General features: G+C 44.6%; 21 protein-coding genes. 5 read left to right on the top strand and 16 right to left on the bottom strand.

Features of this window, described 5'->3' with window-relative positions; genetic code table 11:
* The first annotated feature begins 274 nt into the window (after positions 1 to 274).
* From hisB to AC5JPO_RS08965, 4 genes are all read left to right on the top strand, one after another.
* Positions 275 to 922: an imidazoleglycerol-phosphate dehydratase HisB gene (hisB, locus tag AC5JPO_RS08950; RefSeq protein ID WP_493853901.1), complete on the top strand. Its 648-nt coding sequence runs from the start codon at positions 275 to 277 to the stop codon at positions 920 to 922.
* A complete protein-coding gene (gene hisH / locus AC5JPO_RS08955; protein ID WP_493853902.1) occupies positions 922 to 1566 on the top strand; it encodes an imidazole glycerol phosphate synthase subunit HisH in 645 nt (214 codons plus the stop codon). Before hisB ends, hisH begins: the two co-directional genes overlap by 1 nt.
* Before the next feature lie 177 nt (positions 1567 to 1743).
* Entirely contained in the window at positions 1744 to 2133 is a 390-nt protein-coding gene (locus tag AC5JPO_RS08960) for a hypothetical protein (protein WP_493853903.1), read from the top strand.
* A 549-nt stretch (positions 2134 to 2682) separates the two neighbouring features.
* Positions 2683 to 3588 carry a DJ-1/PfpI family protein gene (locus AC5JPO_RS08965; RefSeq protein ID WP_493853904.1) on the top strand — a complete coding sequence of 302 codons (906 nt, stop codon included), beginning with the start codon at positions 2683 to 2685 and terminating at the stop codon, positions 3586 to 3588.
* A 97-nt stretch (positions 3589 to 3685) separates the two neighbouring features.
* Here AC5JPO_RS08965 and AC5JPO_RS08970 read toward each other — a convergent pair whose 3' ends face one another.
* Together AC5JPO_RS08970 and AC5JPO_RS08975 are read right to left on the bottom strand one after the other, a co-directional pair.
* The gene (locus AC5JPO_RS08970; protein ID WP_493853905.1) at positions 3686 to 3988 is read right to left on the bottom strand and encodes a hypothetical protein; all 303 of its coding nucleotides are present in this window, start codon (positions 3986 to 3988) and stop codon (positions 3686 to 3688) included.
* Positions 3989 to 4002: 14 nt separating this feature from the next.
* Positions 4003 to 5319 (bottom strand): valine--pyruvate transaminase, encoded by a 1317-nt coding sequence (locus AC5JPO_RS08975; RefSeq protein WP_493853906.1) that lies wholly within the window; start codon positions 5317 to 5319, stop codon positions 4003 to 4005.
* A 132-nt stretch (positions 5320 to 5451) separates the two neighbouring features.
* Here AC5JPO_RS08975 and AC5JPO_RS08980 point away from each other — a divergent pair, with 132 nt between their 5' ends.
* Positions 5452 to 6462: a DUF4917 family protein gene (locus AC5JPO_RS08980; protein ID WP_493853907.1), complete on the top strand. Its 1011-nt coding sequence runs from the start codon at positions 5452 to 5454 to the stop codon at positions 6460 to 6462.
* A 101-nt stretch (positions 6463 to 6563) separates the two neighbouring features.
* Here the strand turns inward: AC5JPO_RS08980 and AC5JPO_RS08985 are convergent, their stop codons facing one another.
* The 14 genes from AC5JPO_RS08985 to AC5JPO_RS09050 all read right to left on the bottom strand — a co-directional run bounded on the left by AC5JPO_RS08985 (position 6564) and on the right by AC5JPO_RS09050 (position 21630).
* Positions 6564 to 6908 (bottom strand): DUF3969 family protein, encoded by a 345-nt coding sequence (locus tag AC5JPO_RS08985; protein WP_493853908.1) that lies wholly within the window; start codon positions 6906 to 6908, stop codon positions 6564 to 6566.
* Positions 6909 to 6918: 10 nt separating this feature from the next.
* Positions 6919 to 9513 carry an ABC transporter permease gene (locus tag AC5JPO_RS08990; protein WP_493853909.1) on the bottom strand — a complete coding sequence of 865 codons (2595 nt, stop codon included), beginning with the start codon at positions 9511 to 9513 and terminating at the stop codon, positions 6919 to 6921.
* The gene (locus AC5JPO_RS08995; RefSeq protein WP_493853910.1) at positions 9513 to 10226 is read right to left on the bottom strand and encodes an ABC transporter ATP-binding protein; all 714 of its coding nucleotides are present in this window, start codon (positions 10224 to 10226) and stop codon (positions 9513 to 9515) included. Before AC5JPO_RS08995 ends, AC5JPO_RS08990 begins: the two co-directional genes overlap by 1 nt.
* A 12-nt stretch (positions 10227 to 10238) precedes the next feature.
* Positions 10239 to 11084 (bottom strand): arylesterase, encoded by an 846-nt coding sequence (locus AC5JPO_RS09000; protein ID WP_493853911.1) that lies wholly within the window; start codon positions 11082 to 11084, stop codon positions 10239 to 10241.
* A gap of 150 nt (positions 11085 to 11234) precedes the next feature.
* Positions 11235 to 12449: an MFS transporter gene (locus tag AC5JPO_RS09005; RefSeq protein ID WP_493853912.1), complete on the bottom strand. Its 1215-nt coding sequence runs from the start codon at positions 12447 to 12449 to the stop codon at positions 11235 to 11237.
* 397 nt (positions 12450 to 12846) lie between these two features.
* The gene (nqrM, locus tag AC5JPO_RS09010) at positions 12847 to 13092 is read right to left on the bottom strand and encodes a (Na+)-NQR maturation NqrM (RefSeq protein WP_319050857.1); all 246 of its coding nucleotides are present in this window, start codon (positions 13090 to 13092) and stop codon (positions 12847 to 12849) included.
* Between the two features lie 182 nt (positions 13093 to 13274).
* Complete coding sequence (locus AC5JPO_RS09015) at positions 13275 to 14432, bottom strand: FAD:protein FMN transferase (protein WP_493853913.1); 1158 nt, start codon at positions 14430 to 14432, stop codon at positions 13275 to 13277.
* 121 nt (positions 14433 to 14553) lie between these two features.
* Positions 14554 to 15354, bottom strand: coding sequence for an SDR family oxidoreductase (locus tag AC5JPO_RS09020; RefSeq protein WP_319050858.1), 801 nt, complete (start codon positions 15352 to 15354; stop codon positions 14554 to 14556).
* Positions 15355 to 15515: 161 nt separating this feature from the next.
* Positions 15516 to 16751, bottom strand: coding sequence for an NADH:ubiquinone reductase (Na(+)-transporting) subunit F (gene nqrF / locus AC5JPO_RS09025; protein WP_493853914.1), 1236 nt, complete (start codon positions 16749 to 16751; stop codon positions 15516 to 15518).
* A gap of 121 nt (positions 16752 to 16872) precedes the next feature.
* On the bottom strand, positions 16873 to 17481 hold the full coding sequence (gene nqrE, locus AC5JPO_RS09030; RefSeq protein WP_493853915.1) for an NADH:ubiquinone reductase (Na(+)-transporting) subunit E: 609 nt from the start codon (positions 17479 to 17481) through the stop codon (positions 16873 to 16875).
* The gene (locus tag AC5JPO_RS09035; RefSeq protein ID WP_493853916.1) at positions 17481 to 18152 is read right to left on the bottom strand and encodes an NADH:ubiquinone reductase (Na(+)-transporting) subunit D; all 672 of its coding nucleotides are present in this window, start codon (positions 18150 to 18152) and stop codon (positions 17481 to 17483) included. The genes nqrE and AC5JPO_RS09035 overlap by 1 nt, the downstream gene beginning before the upstream one ends.
* A 1-nt stretch (position 18153) precedes the next feature.
* Positions 18154 to 19056, bottom strand: a complete 903-nt coding sequence (locus tag AC5JPO_RS09040; protein WP_493853917.1) for a Na(+)-translocating NADH-quinone reductase subunit C — start codon at positions 19054 to 19056, stop codon at positions 18154 to 18156.
* The gene (locus AC5JPO_RS09045; protein ID WP_493853918.1) at positions 19037 to 20272 is read right to left on the bottom strand and encodes an NADH:ubiquinone reductase (Na(+)-transporting) subunit B; all 1236 of its coding nucleotides are present in this window, start codon (positions 20270 to 20272) and stop codon (positions 19037 to 19039) included. The genes AC5JPO_RS09040 and AC5JPO_RS09045 overlap by 20 nt, the downstream gene beginning before the upstream one ends.
* Positions 20273 to 20277: 5 nt before the next feature.
* A complete protein-coding gene (locus tag AC5JPO_RS09050) occupies positions 20278 to 21630 on the bottom strand; it encodes a Na(+)-translocating NADH-quinone reductase subunit A (protein WP_493853919.1) in 1353 nt (450 codons plus the stop codon).
* Positions 21631 to 22596: the final 966 nt, after the last annotated feature.

A 22596-nucleotide genomic window follows, 5' to 3' on the forward strand; every position in this document is an offset into this window, starting at 1 on the left:
CTCAACACACTATTTTAGCAGAATGAGGTGATTTTGTGCATGGTTTGGCCCTTGAGCGTGGCAGTAAATGTTAGGGTTTGCTATGATGAGGCTACATAATATTAAGTACGTATAAACCCTAATATATTGATATCTTTTGTATATATCATTTTTTAATACTTGTAACGCTAGTGCTGATTAGAGTGCTAGCAGAAAACATAATATAAAGTAATGGGTATTTTTTGCCCTACTTATTGACCGCTTTTCACTGATAAAGAACCGATAGAGAGTAGCCATGACAGCCAATGCAACTGAGCAAAATCAAACAACAAACCTAAATCTACATGGTCGCCCTGAGCGTATTGCGACTGTCGAGCGCATCACCGCCGAAACGCAAATCACCTGTACCGTCAACCTCGATGGCACTGGTAAAGGTGTGGTAGACACGGGTGTACCATTTTTGGATCATATGATTGATCAAATCAAGCGTCACGGCTTGTTTGACTTGGACATCAAATGTGTTGGCGACACCTTTATCGATGACCATCATAGCGTCGAAGATACGGGTATTACGCTGGGTCAAGCATTTAACAAAGCATTGGGCGACAAAAAAGGCATCCGTCGTTATGGGCATTTCTACGCGCCGCTAGACGAAGCGCTGACCCGCGCGGTGGTTGATCTATCAGGTCGTCCAGGGCTACACATGGATATTCCATTCACCCGCTCGTACGTTGGCCGCTTCGACGTTGATCTGTTCAGTGAGTTCTTCTATGGATTCGTCAATCACTCATGGATGACCGTGCATTTGGACAATCTTAAAGGTAAAAACAGCCATCATCAGATCGAATCAACCTTCAAGGCCTTTGCGCGTGCGCTACGTATGGCCTGTGAATATGATGAGCGTGCATTGAACACCTTGCCATCGACCAAAGAGGCGTTTTAATGGCTAAAGTGACTAAAGTAGCATTATTAGATTATGGTATGGGTAATTTGCACTCAGCTGGCAAAGCGTTGTCAGTCGTTGGTGCAGACGTCTCTATCACCAATGACCCAAAAATTGTGGCGGCAGCAGACAAGATCGTCTTTCCTGGGGTCGGTGCCATGCGTGATTGTATCGCTGGTATGCACGATGCAGGCATCGATGATGTCATACGCCAAGCGGTGTTCAACAAGCCCGTCATGGCCATCTGTGTGGGTATGCAGGCGTTGTTTGAGCAATCCGCTGAGAATGGTGGCACAGATTGCCTTGGCATCTTAAACGGCACGGTAGAAGCATTCGATCCGACGTGGACTGACCAGCAAGGCGCTACGATAAAAGTACCGCATATGGGCTGGAATACCATCAATGAGATGGATGCCGATCATCCGCTGTGGCACGGTATCGAGGACAACGCGCATTTTTATTTTGTACATAGCTATTACTGCGAGCCTGCTGATAGTGCGCAAGTCGCAGCGGTATGTGACTATGGTCAACCGTTCTGTGCCAGTGTCATCAAAGACAATCTATTCGCCACCCAGTTCCATCCAGAAAAAAGCCATACTGCAGGCTTGCAACTGCTCAAGAATTTTGTAGAGTGGAATATATAGATAAACGATAAATATAAATATAAATTGAATATTTAATTTAGCAAAGGGTAGATTATCAATTGTATAATCTACCTTTTTTGTTCTCTATTATTTTCATTCTTAGTTGTTGATTCTCAGTTATTATTGTTTGGTGATACGCTCAATTACTTCTTGCTCGCTTATATTTGGAATACTCTATTGGAATTTACCGATTTTAAACTCAATATGGTTGAGATTACGGGTCTTGCCAAAGATGCTTTACATATCTATGTCGGTATTGGTGTCTATCTACTTTGCTTATTCGTGCTGCGTCCTATCATCAAAAGCCAAAATATCAGGGCATTTATCGCTTTAATTGTTGTGACTGGCGTGGCGTTATCTGGTGAATACTTGGACAATCGCCATATTATCATACCCAAAGGGCTCCTAGCTTTAGAAATGGTGGATATAAAGGCCAGCCTGCACGATCTAATGAATACGTGTTTGCTACCCTATGTGCTCTTTGCGCTCAATAAATGGACGACGGTCTTTCACCCAACCAATAAATCTACTTCAATAACCAAACGCCACAAAAAAACGGACTATTAATCAGTCCGTTTTTATTTGTTCGTTTGAACTTACGACTATTTGCTTTGTGCTTAATTATAAAGCTCACGAAACACTTCCGCCAATCGCTTTGATACCATGCTTTTGCACTTGTTCGTCAAGAGCAGTACTCCTATAAGAACATCACACAAATGACTTCTAAAATAGCTTTTACCTAAATCGGTCGCTATTGCAGCGGTTGTGATTTGACAGATCAAACACGCTCTCTTTACAAAGCTTACGAAATATAAAAAGTCTTGTCTATTTAACCCTTTTTCAGTTTGTTATCTTAAGATAAAAGGGTAGCGGTATCGGCGTATATCTTAAGCATATTGTCTTTAGATACTGCCTTTAGATACTGCCTTTAGATACTGCCTTTAGATACTGCCTTTAGATACTGCCTTTAGATACTGCCTTTAGATACTGCCTTTAGATACTGCCTTTAGATACTGCCTTTAGATACTGCCTTTAGATACTGCCTTTAGATACTGCCTTTAGATATCGCCTGACTCGGTATCGATCCTCCATAATTAATAATAACTAGGAAGCACTATGAATATCCAAAAAATACTAGACAATGCAAAAGAAACGTTAGGGTTGCAAGCACAAGAAACCGAAGCGGGGGTATATATTCCTTCCAAGTCATCTTTGAAGTTGGCGGCCCCAAGTAAAACTAATTATGACAATACAGAGTATGACACGCCGTATACGGGCAATAAAAAAATCCTCATGGTCTGTACCGAGCAGCAATACATGACTATGGAAAATGGTAAAAAATTTGATACTGGCAATCACCCTGTTGAGATGATGGTGCCCTTATTGCATTTTAAAAAAGCGGGTTTTGACGTGGACGTTTTTACGCCAACAGGAGCGTCTGTCAAAGTTGAGCAATGGGCGATGCCAGAAGACGATGACGACGTTAAACAATTATACGCTGAGTATCAGTCAAAGCTTGAGAGTCCGAACAGTATCGCTGACTTTGTCAGAAATGACATGACCGATAGCGACGACTATGCAGCGATTTTTATTCCAGGTGGTCATGGCGCGATGCTAGACTTGCCTGAGGACAAGAACCTTGGCGAATTACTACGCTGGGGCCATGAAAATGACTTATTTACCTTAGCGATTTGCCATGGACCTGCCGCTTTATTGTCCGCCAATCTAAACGGTTCTGATAAGGCAGATGATAAGTCCGAGCGCGACTTTATCTTTAAAGGTTATGAGATGGTAGCGTTCCCCACTGGTATGGATAAGCAAATGCCAAAAATTGGCTATCTGCCTGGTACGATGCCATGGTACTTTGGTGAAAAGCTTGCAGATCTAGGCGTCACTATTAGCAATAAACTGGCCACCGGTAGCACTCATCAAGATAGAAAACTGATCTCAGGAGATGGACCATTAGCTGCCAATGAGTTTGGTAAACTAAGCGCTAATGAATTACTAAAAGCGCTTAGCTAAAAGGGTGGCAAACCGTTCACCTAAAATAAAATAGATCATTTCAGAGCATAAAAAAACGGACTATTAATGAGTCCGTTTTTTGTTTCAAGCGAGTAATCTAATTTGGATAACCTCGAATAGGAGCTATCGGATAAAAAAGAAATAAATCATCCATTTCTCTTCTTCTACATTGATCCAAAAATTCTATTAATGAATCTTCGTTTTCTAAAAATTCATTGAGCTGTTCAAAAGAAATTTCATAATATTCTTCATACTCAACATAACTATGATTTGGCGGGCTAACTGGACAAGATAAGTAATATTTATTGGTAGTGGTTTCTCTACCTAACGAGTATCTTTTTTCTCTACTGATTTTCAAATTTTCAAATTCGTAACGCATAGAGGCCTCACGTAAAGTCATATTATGAAGCTAACCTACTTCTCATCATACAGCTCACGTACGACTTCACCAATCACTCTAATACCATCCGTCAGTGTTTGCTCATCAGCAGCGATACTCATACGGATACACTCGTGGGCATGCTGATAATCGGTCACGTCAACACCGGGGAAGAAATACTCGCTTGGTACAATTAAGGTGCCTTTTTCTTTAAGACGCTCGTATAGCTCAAGCGTAGTAATCGGCAAGTCTTTAAACCATAACCAAAAGAATATCGCCCCTTCAGGCTTATGAATCATCAGCGGATAATCGCCTAATTCTGCTTTTAACAGCTTTATCGCGAGTGTCGCTTGCTTGTGATAAAACGGCTTAATCTCATTATCAGATAACTGCTTGATACGGTCGTTTTCGACCAATGGCGTGGCTATCGCTGCACCAAAGCGTGTCGGTGCTAGATTGACCACCGCATTCATCGCGCTCACCGCTTCAATCACTTCCGCATCGGCGACGATAATACCCGTACGCATACCGGGCAAACCAATCTTCGATAGGCTAAAGCACAGAATCGTATTATTATCCCAATTTAAATTGACATCAGAGTAGATGATATTTGGGAAAGGCATACCGTAAGCGTTATCGATGATCAGTGGAATGTCATAGCGCTTGGCAATCTCGGCGAGATGCGCCATTTCGTCATCAGTCAGCACGTTACCAGTCGGATTGGTCGGGCGTGAGCAGCAAATCGCCCCGATACGACCTTCTTTTAGCGCGGGCAAGTTTTCTAACGCCTCAAAATCGACACGATATTTAAAGAAGCCTTCCTCGCCATCATGCGTTACTTCATCGATATGCGGCAATACGGCAGTGAAATGCTGACCTTCGACATGCACATCACTATAGCCGATATACTCAGGAGTCAATGGCAGTAGAATGGACTTGTCGACAGACTCGCTCTGCTCATCAGTGAAAGCACCGCCAAACAGGTTAAACAGATAGAAAAACGCATTTTGTGAGCCATTGGTCAGGGCAATGTTGTCCGCCGTGAGATTCCAGTCATAATGACGGTTAAAAAAGCCAACCAAGGCATCGATAAAAGCGGCATCGCCTTGCGGATTGGAGTAGTTCGCCATGCTGATAATCGCGCTACTATTGGGTACGCCTGCGTCGTTATCAACACCAAGCGCCTTATAGGTCTCCAAAAACAGCTCATTGACGGCATCAATTTTGGCAGGGTTACCACCGCCCAGCATGTTGACTGGCTGATCGCTTTTTAGCGCGTCGCCCAGATCATCCATCAATTGTGAGATGCCAGTAGGCTGGGTAAATTTTTGACCGAACTTTGAGAATTTCATAAGGCTACCATGCGTATAAGAAGTTGTGCGGTGGATAAGGTGGGGCTAGTATAGCAAAAGGTGGAGAGGATGTAAGGGTAACTAATTCAAAGTATGTAGTATGCTTATTACAATAAATATAAAGGAGATATGATGCCTCACGAAATTTATAACTGGTCAGATATTTCTTCAGAACATTCAGGAAGTATATTGCTGGGAAACGGAGCTTCAATTAGTATAGATAGTTGCTTCGCTTACACATCTATAAGAGAACATGCTATCGAAAATGGATTATTAACTGTTCAAGTACAACGTTTGTTCAAATACTTTCAGACTAGTGATTTTGAACTCATATTACGTCTAGTGTGGCAAGCGAATAGTGTGAATGTAGCATTAGACATAACTGATCATGTAACAAAAGATGCTTACGAACACGTCAGAGACTGTTTGATTAAAACTGTTAGAAGTATTCATCCTGAATACTCTATCGTCGAGCAACAATTCCAAAACATATCAAAGTTTTTGCGTTCATTTAACACTATATTGTCTCTAAATTATGATTTAACACTATATTGGATCATAATGTATTCAAATAGAGAGCGAAATGGACATTACTTCAAAGACTGTATGATTAACAACCAATTTGATTCCGAATGGTTTAAGTTTCGAAAGAGTATTGGATATCATGATAGGAGGGTTACGTTGGTATTTTATCCTCATGGTAGCTTAGCTCTAGCTCGAAATATTATTAATGAAGAGTTTAAGCTACAAGCTAGGTCAGGAAAAGATTTGCTATGCTCAATTTTAGATTCTTGGAAATCAGGAAATTTTATTCCCTTATTTGTCAGTGAAGGTACTTCTAATCAAAAGTTGGCAGCAATTCAAAGTAGCCCTTACTTAAACACTGTTTATTCTGAAGTGATTCCTGAAATCGGAGATAATTTAACAATATTTGGTTGGGGAATTGGGGAACATGATGTCCATATATTGAAGCGGATAAAGCAGTCAGGTGTTAGAAGAGTAGCTGTATCTGTATATGGTAATGATCAAGCGTACTGTAATAGAGTTTCGCAGATGATATATGACAATATTAGACCTAATATCGAAATTTTATTTTTCAATTGTCAAAGTAGTGGTTGTTGGAATCAGCCAGTTGAATTGTAAGTTTTGAAGAAAATACTATAGAGCTATATTGATACATTGCTTACGAATAATGCTAAAAAATTAGATTTATTAATAAGAACCGATTTCAAATTAAGGTTTACTTAAATATAATTGTCATTAATCCCTAGAAAAGTTATTACTTTCGATACCTCATACAAACTATCATAATCATCAGTAATGCTTAAACGACTGACCAAGCGCTGTTCCAACTTGGTCAGTTCCTGCTGATACTTTTCGATACCTAATATAGACAGTATATCTTCGAGTTCTAGCGCCTGAGTGATAATAGGCGCTAACCCTTTCAAGTCATCATTACCTTCAATTCTCGATAATCCACCAGAGCTGAAAATCAAAAAATGAGCTTGGTCGATGCTAATTTCACCAAGGCGTAAAAGTCGAATAATCCCTATCAAAAAAGTACTCACTATTAGATCATTTGAGTTCAAAGCATATTTCCTAAATCATCGCCCGTACCCTTGCCATAATACCGCGCCCAATTACCAATCTCACATAAATAATAGCAATAGCAAACAGCAAGACGACTAACGCCGCACCGCCAATCGCCAAGCTCGTCCACGGCACACTAAACTGTAGATTGAACCATTGCGTGATAGCAGCCCATGCGCCAACGCTGGCGATGACCACGGCAAAGGTCGCCGCGCTAATACCAAGCACACCCAGCTCTAGGATATTGAGCATATACAGATCGCGCTTTTGCATACCAAGCAGTCTAAACGACGCGCTGTCCTTCATACGATCTTGTGAGGTAGACAGTAGCGAGCTGATCAGTACCATGACGCCAGTGAGTAGGGCAAGCAAGGTAAACACATAGACCAAACGGCTCATTTGTACCACCAGCTCTTGGATTTGCTTCGCAATAGCAGTCCCATCAATGGTAGTGACAGCAGGGAACTCACGTACCAGTTTGCCTTGTAGTTCTGGAATGGCACTCTCTGACACGTGGGCAGTGGCAAACTGAATCTGCGGGGCAGCGGACAGCACGGACGGCTCAAATAAGAAATAGAAATACGGGCTTGGGCCACGCTCATAGCGCGTGCGAATACTGGTGATTTGCCCAATGATTTCGATACCTTGAATGTTAAAACGTACTTGATCGCCCATACCGACATTGAGCATACCCGCGGCAGTGTCCAAGATAGACAAAGGCTTGATTTGTTCGTCTGTCGCATCGATAGGCGTATATAGCGCATCATCTGTGAGCGATTCAGTGATGTACTCAGTATCCATGACCGTATCTGCGTAGCTCAAATTAAAGACACGCGTAGGATCATCAAACCCATCAGCAGACTCGATATCTTTTGCCGCCACATCATTTGCTGTTTCCACACGGGCACGAATGACGGGATAATAAGTGACAGGTGCCTCAATGATTGCATCAATATCGTCATGCTGATCGCTCTGCACATCGAGCAAAAACAGATTGGGCGCGTCTTCAGGATAAGCATTGATAAACTGCGCATTGATACTGTGATTGAGCGTCGTGATAAGCGTCAGCACCGCCACCGATAGCGATAAGGTGACAAAGAACAACGCTGATTGGTTGCCTTTACGCGCAAGGTTATGGATGGCGATACGCTGCATCCAACTGACCTTAGTATTGCTCGCCAACTTATTAAGTAGCCATAGCCACCCACGCGCCAATAACCAAAATATCGCCACAAAGCCAATCAAGCCGCCCAGTAACTGTGCGCCTAATGACAGTGAGCCCACTTCATAAGCAAAGAAGGCATACAGCCCTACCAGCACGATGCCATACCACAGCAACGGCGTGCGTCGATACCACGGCAGATTTTGCGCCTGTGTGCTCGCCCCTTGATTGAGTAGAGTCGCAGGTTTGGTGGTATTTAGCGTACTTAAACCACGCTGAGCTATCAGTAGGGTTAGGGCTAAGGCAATCAAGACGGTCTTGATCGCACTGATTGGGTTAATAGCGAGACCAACATCAGCAGGCAAGATAGCCACGAGGTACGGCTGACCAATTTTAAGCAAACCTAAACTCAGTACAATTGCGGCAACACAAGCAATGGCGGTGGTAACGATAAGCAGTTGATAATAGCTGCGCTTAAGTGAGCCAAGTGGCTCACCTAACGCCAAACGAATGGCATTATTGGACTGCTGCTTGCTGACAAAGGCGCTAATGATGCCGTACATGGCGACCGCCGAGAGCAGCAATACCGCAATGACCAGTAGTTTTAAGAACATCAATACATTATCAGAGATACGGGACACAGAGGTGTCTGCCGACTCGGCATCAGACAGCTCGATATCAGGATAATTGGTGAGGATATCTGTGAACGCATCACGTTGCGTGGTGATCAGCTCAGGATCACCTGCTATCTCAATACGGTAATTGACGCGGCTACGTTGACCGAGTAGGTTGGTCGCTGCCAAGGCATCTTGTTTCATTAACACCCGTCCGCCAAAACCAAACGCGGTCAAAGGTCGGTCAGGTTCTTTGGTCAGCACATCACTGATGGTAAACTGCGCATCACCAATAGCAATACGGTCGCCGACACTGGCGTTTAGGCTGCTCAGCACTTCTGGGGCAACGACCACATCGTCAGCGGTCAGTTGCTCCCATAGCGGCTGTCCTGAGGCCAGTTCAACGTCGCCGTATAAAGGGTAGGACGGTGAGACCGCTTTGACGCGGGCAAGCAAGGTTTGCTCGTCCGTGACCAGCATAGCGCTAAACTGATAATCGTATACGACCTGCGTGTCAGGGATTGTGTCTACTTGTGTCAATACGTCGCTTGACCAATCCTGCTTGCCGTTCAAAATCAAATCGCCGCCAACGAGTGCACGCTGATTGTCATTGATATAGCGATCAACAGATTGCTGCACCGAGTCAAGGGTCAGATAGGTGGCAAGCGATAGGGTGAGCGTCAGCAAAAACAATACTGGATAGACCCAGCGTTGCCACCAGCTACGGCTGAGTGCTTGCGAGCCTAGCGTCTTGGTAAACAGTTGATTGAGCATACTAGTATCAGTATTTTTAACATCAGTTGATTGGTTGTCTGTGCGTTGATTCATTAGGTTACAATCCGCCCATCATGCATGGTAATGACGCGATCCGCCATCTCGGCAAGCGCAGGATCGTGAGTCACCACGACCAATGCCGAGCCAACCTGCTGGCGCAAATCCAATAATAGCTGCATGACCTGATCGGCATTTTGCTCATCGAGATTCCCTGTCGGCTCATCGGCAAACACAATCTTTGGGTGCGACACCAATGCCCTTGCCACCGCTGTACGCTGCTGCTCACCACCTGATAACTGATTGGGTAAGCTGTGACGGCGATGACCTAAGTCGACCGCGTCAATCAGCTCGTCCACCCGCGCTGGGTTTGAGCGCCGTGCAATATCTAATGGGAAGGCGATGTTTTCGGCGACGGTCAGTGTGGGCAGTAGATGAAATGACTGAAAGACAAAGCCCATATCCTGTTGGCGGATAACGGCAAGCGCGTCTTCGTCCAAACTGCTGAGCGTTTGATTTGCCAGCGACACCATGCCGCTATCGGGGTAGTCCAATGCGGCAAGTAGTCCTAGCAAGGTCGATTTGCCTGAGCCTGATTTGCCCATGATGACTACAAACTCGCCAGCGTTGACGTGGATATCGACGTCTTTGATGATAGACAGGCTTTGCTCGCCGACTTGCACGGTTTTGTTTAACTGGGAGGCGGTGAGTAGGGCGGCTTTTTTAGTATCTACTGGCGGTGTTGATGTGGCAGTCGAAGGTGATGTCATTACAGTGTCTCGTTAAGTGGTCTCGTTTGTCTTTTTGTCGGTCATGTCGTTCTGAGCGGTTTCAGTTGCGTTGATACTATCAGTTGTTGTTAGCCCTTTTAGCGTGGGCTCTAAGACAGGCAAGATATTGTCATTAACGATGATAGTGTAGCCCTCTTTAGTTGGATGAATCGCATCCGCTTGGTTGAGCGCGCGGTCACCGCCTACACCTTCTAAGAAAAACGGAATAAGGGTGACGTTCATGTCTTTTGCTACGCGAGGATAGATATCTGAGAATGCAGCAACATAGTCATCGCCTAAGTTGTCATAGATTGACATCCCGCCCAAGACGACGACACTGCCGTTGTCTTGTAGACGTTTAACTGCCGTGCGAATATTCGCTTCAATCGTTGCTACATCGATACCGCGTATGGCATCGTTTGCACCAATGGTCAAAATCGTCACATCAGGTTTGGTTTGTAGCACCCAGTCAAGACGATTGACCAGTCCAGTACTGGTTTCACCACTCAGTCCTGAATTGATGACCTCGGTATTCTTATACCCCATGGCTTGCAGACGATCTTCTAACTGCGCAGGGTAGTTGTCATCTTTATCCACCCCAAGACCCTCTGTCAACGAATCACCAAGCGCCAAAATAGTCAGGGGCGCGTCGTTGACTTGGATATCGGTGGATACGTCGGCATTAGTGTCTACAGACGTCGTATTGGCTTGACTATTAGTCGTTTCAGTACTCGTACTCTGTGTTTCAGTGGTGTTGGTAGATTCAGTAGTTTCCGTTTCTTTCTGACAGCCACTGATAGCCATGACAGCCGCGAGCGTGACGATAGCAGGCAAGAAACGTAAGGGGGAGTTCATCATGGGAGTTGTGTCCTATAAGCAATCGAACCAGTGTAGCAAAATAAGACAGCAACCAATATTGCCCTAAGGTTAATTTAGAGACAGGTTTATTGCGCTTTAGAAATCAAAGACTTGTAGAGAGTGCTATTTAGAGTATTTAAAATTTTATAATCAAATATATTTGCCATCGACCATCACTGGACGACTCACAAGCCACGCAATCACCACGTTTGCAATCATCAGTATCAGCATAATAAAAAGAGGTACACTCCAGCTACCAGTCGCTTCATGGAGCCAACCTGTGCCTAGCGGGCCAAAAAATGCAATCAAATAACCGACGGCTTGCGCCATACCAGACAGCTCACTTGATTGATTGGTGGTATAGGTTCGTAGGGAGAACAGCATCATACTCAAGGTAAAAATCGCTGAGCACCCAATCCCCATCAGGGCTGACCAGAGCCATGCTAGCTCAGTGGATAGATAGCTGACGCCCAGCACCCCAATGACATTGAGCACCGCGGCAAACACAGCGAGCGCCTGAATAGGACGACCGCGATTGATTAGCCAAGTGAGACTCAAAATAGAGATGGGCGCCATAAACTGAAACACAGAACCCATTTGTCCAGCGCTCACCGCAGATAATCCTTTACTGACCCAAATAGACGGCAAAAAACTGGCAACGGTGTAAAACAATAATGATTGTAACCCCATAAAAACAGCAATCTGCCACGCAAAGGCCGTGCGCCACATCGAAATATCAGAGGCGTCTGGGTCTGTCGAGACTATGGGTTGATGGTTTGATGAGCCAAGATGCACACGCAAAAGCAGCCAAATCAATAAGGCAAAAACCCCTAAAATCGTCCAACCGCCTAGCGCCCATTGCCAGCCTACTCGCTCAGATAAAGGCAGAACTACCCCTGAGACTATTCCCGCGGTCACGGTCATGGTTAAACTGAACAAACCTGTAATCAGCGGGATATGCTTAGGCGTACGTTGCTTAATGACAGGCGCGGCCAGCGTGTTGGCAAAGCCAATAGCTAGTGTTAGTAACAACGTACCTACCAAAAATCCTGTCCATGTTGGGATAACGGTACGAATCATCATACCTGTGGTCAGTAGCCCAATCATCGCAATCAGCGTATTCTCAAGCCCGAAGCGTTTAGCAATTGCTGGCGAGATCAGTGCCCCAACGGCGAAACTCAGCATAGGGACAGCGCCTAGCCAGCCAATCTGAAACTCGGAGATATCTAATGCCTCTTGTACCACAGGAGCGATAGCGCCGAGTGCAACAATAGGCGCGCGCATATTGGTCGCCAGCAAGACCATGGCACATAGGACTAGCCAAAATGTAAAACGCGGTGACGGTAGATGGGAGGAGGTGGACATAGCAATACAACGATGATAATAGAAAAGAACTGTTGTAAGACAGAGACGACATATCGTCATCCGCAAAACAACACCAGAGAGCATTTATCTAGAAACTGATACCTAGAAACAGACCGAGACGATCATTGATAGTATCGATCAGCATTCGAAAATTTTGTAGGAAGCAAGATAGAAAAATTTGCCAGCTAATATTTCTATATAGAAAGCATCCAAATAAAAGGCATCTATATAAACAGTATCTAGATAGAGAGCGTCTAAATAAAGGCATAAATAATGGCAGTAGCTAGAAGATAGCATTGCGCAATAAAAATAGCGTCAAGCCTCCTATAGAAGACTTGACGCTATTATACGAACAGATGTCAGGTAAATGCTACCCGCATGAGGTAATCAAAGAAACTTATACTGACTTGCCCAGTTGAGCCGCTCTTAATGCGTTCTCTTGCTGTTCAGCCATCAATGAGTCACATTTATTGGGATCGTCACCGCAGAATGAGCACTGCTCATCACCCATGAGCTTAGCAACACCACCACAAGATCCTTTAAGCGGTTTTTTCTTGACCATATAGCCAATACCCATAAAAATAAAGAACAGGACAAAAACAGTAAAGGTAATGGCAAGCATCGGGAGTAATTGGCTAAGCATAGAGGTAACCTCGATTTAAAATAGGGCAGTCGCGTTAGATATTAAAGGATGATTTTCACAAATAACTTTGTTCGCAACTATAGCTATATTATAGCAAATTTTGGCGCTGCTCGTTTTGCGTTAACGTATTCTCTTGTTTCACATCTATACATCTACTGTGTGATCCTGAGTTCAGCATAGGTTTAGCGTTTTTTGTCTGTACGTAATGCTTGCATCGCCGGAGTCTGCACCACTTGCCAGTTGTCGATACTGTCGTTGGTAGCGTCATCCAAAGTATTACTATCAGCGCCACCTACCTCTACATCATCAGCCAATATTACAAACATGGCGGCTAAATCTTGCGTGGTAGCCACATCTAGTGCTTTTTGATAAGGCATTGCCGTAAGAGCAGTCGCCCATGCATCCGCCAGTGCAACAGAGTCAGCGGCGACCGTTACTGAAGGCGCGCCACCTGCAATGGGTTCGCCTGTGGTTGGATCAATAGTATGACTATAGCGTTTACCATCGAATATGACAGAATTGCGATAGTTGCCCGAGGTTGCCAAGTGCATTTGGGTGGCCGTGGTAGTTGGTTGGCGAATGGCAGATATGGTTTGGCGTTCGCTGACAGTACTGCCTTCGATAGGCGCATCAATAGCAATCTGCCATGGCTGCTGTTGGCTATTCACACCGGAAGTGGCAATCTCACCACCAATCTCAACCATATAATTACGAATCTGATACTCATCTCTGAGTACGTCAGCAATCACATCAACGCCATATCCTTTAGCAACCGCAGAAAAATCAAGCTCGACACCGTCTTTCGTCTTATAGAGGGTTTGGTCTTTTTTTATAATGCTTTCAAAGTCTACCAGCGCTTTTGCTTGAGCAATCTCAAGCGCTGTTGGGGGACTCTGCAAACGCTCAACGGTCATGGTACTGCCAAAGCCCCAAGTTTCTACTAATGGCATCACAGTAGGATCAAACGCGCCGCCAGATTGTCCGTAAACAACCTGTGAGATATCTAGCACCCGACTGAAGTCAGCGTCAATGACAATAGGGGTATTTGCACCCAACTGATTGAACTTAGATATGGTCGAGTCACTCTGGTAGGTCGACATGCTGTCATTGATTTGTTTTAATCGCTCATCAATCGATGCTTGTATGTCAGCTTCGTCTGCACTGTCAGGTAGCTGATAGCTAATATGGTAGCTTGTTCCCATCGTTTCACCAGTCAGATAGTTATAATCTGGTGTCTGCTGGCAGGCGCTGAGGCCCATAATACTACCAAGACCGACGATGCTAAGTAGCGTGTTGTTCAAAAGGTTTCTGGAAGCTGGGCGGTACGTGTTATTTTTCATAATATCTTCGGTATGACGCAGAAATGAATAGGGCGTAAAACAAGTCATGCTTATTTTACACCCCTTGACCCTAGAAATACCAATGATGGCAATTTTCAGTGACAATCTACTGCAGACCAAATTATTTTACTTGTGACTCACGTATCAGCTTATACAGCTTTGGCGGTGATACTCGATTGACTCTGGTTGCCAGCTTTTCTTTACTGCCAGCGACAATGATATATTCTTCGCCCTTTGTGAGCGCCTTCACAACTTGTTTGGCAAACTCAGTTGCAGTCAGACCGTTACTGGTTGCCTCATCCATAGTGCCTTGAGCACTACCATCGCCTGTTAACGCATTGATAGAGATGTTGGTCTGGATAAACCCTGGGAATATTGTCGCCACTTCTATGCCTTGGTCATACAGCTCGGCACGTAAGCTGTTTGCCCACATATGGAGTGCCGCTTTGGCTGCCCCGTACGCACCGCGATATTGCGTGCCTAGTAACCCTGCCACACTTGATACCATGACGATCTTACCGTCGCCTTGTGCAATCATGTCAGGCAATATCAGTCTCGTCAGACGCGTTTGGGCAAAGTAGTCTATCTCCATAATTTGACGCTCGACGTCCTCATCTGTCTCCATGATGAGCGAGCGTTGGCTAATACCAGCATTGTTGATGAGCCAGTCGATCTTTCCTGCTTGAGCTTTGGCAGTATCATAAGCAGCTTTTGTTTGATTGGCATCACTGATGTCAAATGGCACAACGATATGTTTGCCAGCACGTTTGCAGCTTTTTTTGACGGTTTCTAGTTTTTCACTATCACGTCCACTTAGAACGATTCGAGCGCCGCGTTTGGCAAAGGCAATAGCGAGGGCTTCACCAATACCACTAGAGGCACCCGTGATCCAGATGGTTAGATCCTTGTACTTTGTTTTCATAAGAGTCCTTTCTTAGTGTGTAGAGCATCCATAATATAGGATAGCAAAGCTATTCTACCAATTAGATTTGTAGTTGAAATATCGTGATGATTTTTTTGGCATAAAAAAAGAGCCTCAATTGAGACTCTTCTTTTATATGCTTCTAAATTCAGCTAACTGGTTTAACCACCGAAGTCATCAAGCATGATGTTTTCGTCTTCCACGCCCATGCTATGTAGCATGTCGATTACGGCAGCGTTCATCATTGGTGGCCCACACATGTAATACTCACAATCTTCTGGGTTTGGATGGTCTTTCAGATAGTTTTCGAGCAACACATTATGAATAAACCCTGTTGGACCTTCCCAGTTATCTTCTGGTAATGGATCAGACAGTGCGACATGCCACTCAAAGTTATCAAACTCTTCTTCTAGTTGATCATAGTCTTCAACATAGAACATCTCACGAATCGAGCGAGCACCATACCAGAAACTGATCTTACGATCAGTGTCTAAGCGTTTTAGCTGATCAAAGATATGCGAGCGCATCGGAGCCATACCAGCACCACCACCAACAAAGATCATTTCAGCTTCAGTCTTTTTGGCAAAGAATTCACCATAAGGACCTGAAACCGTCACTTTGTCACCAGGGACGAGGCTAAATACCCATGAGGACATTTTGCCTGGCGGAATACCTTCACCGCCACGTGGTGGTGGACTTGCGATACGAATGTTGAACTTGATCAGGCCTTTCTCTTCAGGGTAGTTGGCCATCGAGTAAGCACGGATAACAGGCTCATCAACTTTTGAGACATAGTCGAAGATACCAAATTTTTCCCAATCTTCTCTATATTCTTCATCAATCGCAAAGTCTTTGTAATGTACTTCATGCGGTGGCGCTTCAAGCTGTACATAACCACCAGCACGGAAGTTCACTTCCTCGCCTTCTGGAATTTTTAGTACCAACTCTTTGATGAAAGTAGCCACGTTATCATTAGAGATAACTTCACATTCCCACTTTTGTACATCAAAGAACTCAGGGTCGATCTCAATCTTCATGTCTTGCTTAACAGCTACCTGACAGGCCAAGCGCATGTGATTGCGGATTTCGCCTTGAGTAAAATAGCCTTCTTCGGTGGGCAGAATAGAGCCGCCACCTTCGATAACGCGGCAACGACACTGCGCACAGGTACCACCACCACCGCAGGCTGAAGATAGAAATATACCTTCGCTTGCAAGAGTCTGTAGCAGCTTACCACCTGCTGGTGTCACGACATCGTTATCGGGATTTTCATTGATATGGATAGTAACATCGCCTGAACTGACCAGTCTTGAGCGCGCCGCCAAAATAATAGCGACAAGGCCCATGATGATCAAGGTAAACATAGCAACGCCACCAATCGCCGTAGCGTAATCCATGGTAGGTATCCTTAATCTATGGGGTAGGGGAGCGGGACATCATTTTGACTGTACCCGACCACCTACCGAATAAATGAGTTAAATAGGTCAAATGGCTAATAAAAGCTTTGAGCAAAGCGGTTTAAATGGACATACCACCGAACGACATAAAGCCGAGCGACATCAGACCAACCGTGAGAAAGGTAATACCAAGACCACGTAGCGGCGGTGGAATATCTGAGTATTTTAGCTTTTCACGAATACCTGCCAAGGCGGTAATAGCAAGTGCCCAACCGAAGCCTGCACCCACACCATAGACAACAGATTCACCAAAGTTATAGTCACGCTCAACCATAAACAATACGCCGCCTAAAATGGCACAGTTTACCGTAATGAGTGGTAAGAATACCCCAAGCGCGTTATAAAGACTTGGTACAAACTTATCCAAGAACATCTCTAGAATCTGTACAGTGGCTGCAATCAAACCGATATAACTGAGCAATCCTAAGAAGCTCAAATTGATATCAGGGAAACCTGCCCATGCCAGCGCACCGTCTTTTAGAATGAACTGGAACAACAGATTGTTCAATGGCACAGTGATGGCCATAACCACGATAACGGCAACACCCAGACCGATAGCAGTAGAGACTTTTTTGGATACGGCCAAAAAAGTACACATACCTAAGAAATACGCCAGTGCCATATTCTCAATAAAGACTGAGGTTATAAATAAACTAATATAATGTCCCATTAGTGACCGCCTCCATGTGCCATGCCTTTAGACTGCGGCTTCATTACAAACTCAGCTTCTTCAACCTGTTCTGGTTTCCAAATACGGACGATTGCGATGAACAAGCTAATGATAAAGAATGCCGATGGTGGCAGTAGTAATAGACCATTTGGTATATACCAGCCGCCATCAGTGACTGGCTGTAGAATGGTAATACCAAACCATGTACCCGCGCCTAGTAGCTCACGGATAGTGGCAACAAATAGTAATACGGCAGAGTAACCAAGACCATTACCAATACCATCTAAAAAGCTTGGAATGGGTGGGTTACTCATCGCAAAGGCTTCAGCACGGCCCATCACGATACAGTTGGTGATGATCAAACCAACGAAGACCGACAGTCCTTTACTCACATCGTAAGCAACCGCTTTTAGCACCTGATCTACCAAGATCACCAGCGAGGCAATAATTGTCATCTGTACGATAATACGAATGCTCGATGGAATCTTTTTACGGATAACAGAGATAAAGAAACTTGAAAATGCCGTCACCAATGTTAATGCCACACACATGACCATGGCGTTTGCCATGCTCGTTGTGACTGCCAGCGCCGAACAGATACCAAGGATCTGTAAGCCAATGGGGTTATTATCAAAGATAGGCGTGGTTAAGATACTTTTAGTATCAGCCATGTTATGCCTCCTTGCCGTTTGCTACTGGTAGCGCGGCTGCCAGTTCGGTTTTAGGGTGAGCTGCCGGCGTTGACTGACTTGCTTGTGTGTCTGCGTTATCAATCGTCTGACCACTCTCTTTACGTAACAAATCTAGATAAGGCTTGTAGCCTTGCTCACCGAGCCAAAACTGAATCATATTGCTCACGCCGCGGCTGGTTAATGTTGCACCGCTGATGCCATCGACCCAGTTGTCTTTTGGATTGCCTGCTTTGGTGACGCCCGTGGCAACATCACCATTTTCATCATAAGAATGAATACCGTTAAACTGTGCGCGCCACGCAGGCTCCTCGATACGAGCGCCTAGACCTGGGGTTTCTTTATGCTCATAAAAACTGATACCTTTAATGGTGTTCATATCACTCTCAAGCGTCAAGAAACCATAAATCGTACCCCATAGACCGTAGCCTTGGATAGGTAGCACAATTGCTTCTGGCTGACCGGCATCGTCTTCTTTGACATAGACTTTGGCATACTTTGGCTTACGGCCGATACCAGCAGGATCATTGTCACCTAAGTCCTCGCTTAAGGCTTGGTTCTTCGTCGCTTGACTGGCGTCATAGGCATTACGATCAGGAATACCAGCAGTTTTTAGCGCATCGTCATCGAGATAAGTGCCTTCGTTTAGATCAATGATTTTGACATCAAAGTCTTTAAAACGTTCAGCAACATCATCGGCGGTATCAGATTCAGCATCATATAGATCAGCAGCAACCAAGATATTTTTGTTGCGGTCTAAGCGTGCGTTTTCGACTTGTGCAGGCTTTAGACCAACAGCGACCGCTGAGACCAATACTGAGCACACCAAGCATAGCGTCAACGCCACGCTGATGGTTTTTGCGTTATTACTTTTGGGCTTGGACATAACGAACCCTCCGAGCGGTTTGGCGTTTGATGTTTGCTTGAGTTACAAAATAATCAAACAATGGGGCAAATAAGTTGGCAAATAAGATGGCCAGCATGATGCCTTCTGGGAAAGCTGGGTTAATGACACGAATCAATACGGTCATAAAACCAATCAAAATACCATAAGCCCAGCGGCCTTTATTGGTATGTGCAGCTGAAACAGGGTCGGTCGCCATAAAGACCGCACCGAATGCAAAGCCACCAATGACCAGATGCCAGTAGAATGGCAAGCTCATCATCATATTGTCATCAGAGCCGATCATATTGAATACAAGAGAGGTCGCAATCAGACCAACCACACAACCTGCCATGATGCGCCAAGAGGCAATACGTGTCCATAGCAGTACTGCAGCACCCATCAAGATAGCCAGTGTTGATACTTCACCGATACTGCCTTGCATGTTGCCTAAGAACGCATCACTCCACGTGATCGCATTGCCATAGACATCAACGAAGTCTTGAGGAACCACACCAAGCGCGGCAAGACCGAGAGGGGTTGCACCTGAGAATCCATCTACAGCTGTCCATACTGAGTCACCAGACATATAGGCTGGATAAGCAAAGTATAAGAACGCACGACCTGATAGGGCAGGGTTCAGGAAGTTTTTACCGGTACCACCGAACACTTCTTTTGCGACGACTACACCAAAGATAATACCCAAGGCAACTTGCCATAAAGGAATATCTGGTGGTAGACATAGCGCAAACAGAACCGAAGTTACAAAGAAACCTTCGTTAACTTCATGCCCGCGTACGACCGCGAAGATAATCTCACAGAGAATACCAACAGCAAAAGTCACGATATAAATAGGTAAAAATTGCATGGCCCCGTAAACGAAGCTTGCCCAGATACTGTCTGGGTTATAGCCTGCCATGCTAGTGATGACAGTACGCCAGCCGTCGGGCTGTAGACCAAGCTGGGCGATAGCCGTCAGTGCTTGATGACCGATGTTGTACATACCCCAAAACATCGCTGGGAACGTACATAGCCATACCGTAATCATAATACGCTTTAGGTCGATCCCGTCGCGTACATGTGATGAGGCAAATGTCGTTGTACCTGGTTGACGCAGAAACGTATCAAACATCTCAAAAATAGCATAGTACTTTTCGTGTTTGCCGCCTTTGGTGAAAGATGGCTCCATACGATCGAACATATTGTGTAAAAATTTCATCGTGGTTAGCCCTCCAGCTCAATGCGCGTTAAATTATCACGCAAAATATCACCGAACTCATATTTGCCAGGAGATACAAAGGTGCATAGTGCCAAGTCTTCTTCATCCAATTCAAGAACGCCCAAATCTACAGCACTAATAATGTCTTCGACAATCAATGCACGTAGTAACTGAGTGGGTAGGTAATCTTGTGGCATGACTTCTTCATAGACACCGATTGGTACCATCGCTCGTGGTGAGCCATTGCTTGTAGTAGTAAAGTTGTATTTTTTGCCACCAAAGAACTGCGAGATATAGATAGGCAGCTTTGAGAAGCGGTTTTTACCTGGGCTAAAGAAATGAAACGCTGGGCGCTCATGACCTTCAGTCAGTACACTGATCTGGTTGTGAAAACGACCCAGATAAGCCACATTGTCAAACACTTTGCGACCAGACAATACTGATCCTGAAATAATTCGATTCTCGCCAGCAGAAAGCTTGCCTTTGGTTAATGCCGTAATATCAGCACCACGCTCGGTCGCAACCAAATGCGGATTGGTAACCTCAGGACCAGCTAAGCTCAGCATACGGCGAGTATATAGACGACCTGTCGTAAACAGCTTACCAATCGCGATCACGTCTTGATAGCCAACTGTCCATACGGTCACACCGCGCATAATCGGATGCAAAAAGTGAATGTGCGTACCAGCAAGACCGGCTGGATGTTTTCCAGCAAAACCATGATACTCAGTGACGTTATCCGCAGCAGTCTTTGCAACTGGCGTCAGTTTGGCATCACCGTGATGACAGACAAAGGTCTTTGGCGTGAGCGTAGACAGTACAGCAAGGCCATCATTGAACGCTTGTAGCTGCTCATTGATCACCAGCATTGGGTCAAGCGCTAATGGGTTGGTATCTGTCGCTGTGACAAAGATAGCGTGTGGACGAGCACCGATTTCTGGTGCGCGGCTATAGGGACGCGTGCGAAACGCTGTCCATTCGCCAGAGGCAATCAGCTGGGTTTCAACGACTTCAGAGTCTAGGTCAGCAAGCTGCTGTGAGTCATAGCGCTCAAAGTCTACTTCTTCACCATTTGGGTCGACCGCAATCACAAGACTCTCAAACACTCGACGTTCGCCACGTTTAACAGCGACGACCTTACCGGCAGCAGGGGCAGTGTAGATGACGCCGACACGTTTTTTATCTTCAAAAACGGGCTGACCTTTGGCTACAATGTCACCTTCTTTGACATTCATTGTAGGTTTCATACCCACATAGTCATAGCCGACAAGTGCTACATGTGTCGGTTGGTGCTCAGATATCTCGCGGGAGGGTTCACCGGTAATGGGCAAATCCAAACCTTTTTTGATGGTAATCATAAGCGAAAACTTAGTCCATAGTCTAAAACGATACCAGACATCCTGTTTGGCACATCGGTAGTATGAAAACCTGTATCACTCAATAGAGCCTTCAATCGTCTATTTCTATATCGAAATAGGGATGAAAGCTCTGTTGGGACAATACATAATCATAACTACTATTAAGAGTATTAACGCTGACCTTAGACTCCTTAACAACACGTTAATGTCTTATTCGAATTACCAAAGTGGCGACTGGCTACCAAGGTGTATGCTAAAACTATTAAGCCAAATTAATCCTCTAAAGCACATTGCTAAAAGAAAGTATTTTGAAAATAACAGTCCTATCACACGTTTCATTGAAATTTAAAACTTGTAACACCAGTATAGGGACCACCTTTATCCAATCAGTATCAGTCAAACATACCTGATTTGTTAGAAGTGTGACCACATAACGATCTATTGAGTAGATGATAAACTGGCTAAAAGATAATCTAGGTCAGCAGGATCACATCGTTGTGATGAGCTGCTACAACGCTAGGTCTAACGGTTCTGATATTGTTGGCTAGTGACAGGAATTTAAAAGGTATCCAATGGGGCTTAATACTGCAGAATCGGTGGTATACAGGCTACCAGATTAGATTTCTATTATAACCTTTTTGGGCAATATATCAGTCAATATCATACGGATACATTCAGATATTGCTCTTTGTCTCTGAGTCCTCTTGAATTACGACTAAGTAATAATGACTCAAAAAAAAGCGTAACACCTGGTTACCATCACATAGAAACAAATAAAAATTTACCTAGGATTATACGCTAAATTGACCTAAAATTGCCAGTCAGTAATGGAATTTAACGAATGTTGGTGGTGATTCCAAATACGAAAACTTATGGTTATGATTGTTTGGTTTCCCTCATTTCCGATTTCTATCTGAGCAGATTTTGACTTTTTTATCTGGTTTATAATCTGTCTGTGATTTATAC

The sequence above is a fragment of the Psychrobacter sp. H25 genome, assembly GCF_059076335.1.